At 64.3% G+C, this 1,386-nt stretch carries 1 protein-coding gene; it reads left to right on the top strand.

Annotated elements, in window-relative coordinates; translation table 11 throughout:
• Positions 1-697 (top strand): GNAT family N-acetyltransferase (locus tag BM150_RS23295; RefSeq protein ID WP_245755700.1); only part of this gene is annotated, 697 nt, incomplete at its 5' end.
• Positions 698-1,386: the final 689 nt, after the last annotated feature.

Raw genomic sequence — 1,386 nt, 5'->3', positions numbered from 1 at the left:
CGCGCAGTTCTTCGTCCCGCCCGACTGGCCGAGCGAGCCGTGCGAGCTGCGCCCGCCGTTCTGGCTGGTCGGATGCAACCTGGCCACCCGCTCCACCCCGACTCCGGTGTTCGACGAGCGGCTCGGTGTCCGCCCGTGGCGACATCTGTCCTGCGAGGACCTGGAGCTGACCGTCCGCACCGAGCACGCCGGACTCGGGGTGGTCGTGGCCCCGAACGCGATCGCGCACCGGGCCATCCACGCCGCCGACGTGCGTCTCCCTCGGCTGCTGGCGCGTGGCTTCTGGCGCGGCGTATCGGTCGCACGACTGCGCCGCCGCCACCCCCGTGCCCTGATCTACGACAGCGCACAGCTCTGCGACGTGCTCGGCGCGGTCATCGCTTTCCGTAGCCAGGACCACCCGGAGAACCTGTACATCCAAGACGTGATCACCGCCCCAGATCACCGCCGACAGGGCATCTCCACAGCGCTGCTCCAAGCAGTGCGAGACACCGGCCGCCGATTCGGGTGCCAACGTCTCTACCTGACATCGGAGCCCGACAACACCGCCGCACACGACACATGGATTCACATGGGCTTCGTCAACGTTCCCGGCGACCACACCGTCAACGGTGTCGAAATCATCTCCGACTACAAGGGAGCAGGCAAGCACCGAGCCGTATACGAACTGCGGCTACACAGCACCGCTGTGAATTGACCAATGAGCATTGGAACGTCAGCCCAATCCCAACGGGGCCACCTGACCAGAAGTGAAGCGAAACGCATAGCCGATACTGAAAAATGCCAAAGGAATCGGCATGCCTGGCTGGTTGCTTCTCAGAGCTCTGGTTGATCTCTGCCGACCACTGGGTCTGTTTACGAAGGTGGAACCAGTCGTTGATGGCAACGATGGTCGCGGTGCCTTCGTGGCAGACGGCGAGTCTGTCGTACCTGACGACCACGGCGCGATGGAGGTGCAATCTCACCGAGTCATCCGACCACGAGACCGCGTAGCAACCAGTGTCCACACGCTGCTACGAAACCAGCACCACCATACTGCTACACCAACCACGCTATCGATGGCAGACTGATCATCAATGCCCCTCCCCACACCTTCCGACACCCCGGCAAGTGAACACCCCACAAGATCACAAAACGATAACCCACTCTGAATTTCCCAGCACAAAAAGGGATCTCCCCGCGCGAGCGGGGGTGAGCCCCGACGCCGCCGACTACGGCCTGTTCCCCGTCGGATCTCCCCGCGCGAGCGGGGGTGAGCCCATCGAGTGATGATCCACCTGTCCGGCGTTCCCGGATCTCCCCGCGCGAGCGGGGGTGAGCCTAGTCCCGCCCGAACTGCTCGTTCCCGGCTGTGGATCTCCCCGCGCGAGCGGGGGTGAGCCCAGG

Source organism: Actinopolyspora alba (assembly GCF_900112765.1).
GTDB lineage: Bacteria > Actinomycetota > Actinomycetes > Mycobacteriales > Pseudonocardiaceae > Actinopolyspora > Actinopolyspora alba.
This window is presented reverse-complemented; position numbering and strand designations above follow the sequence as displayed.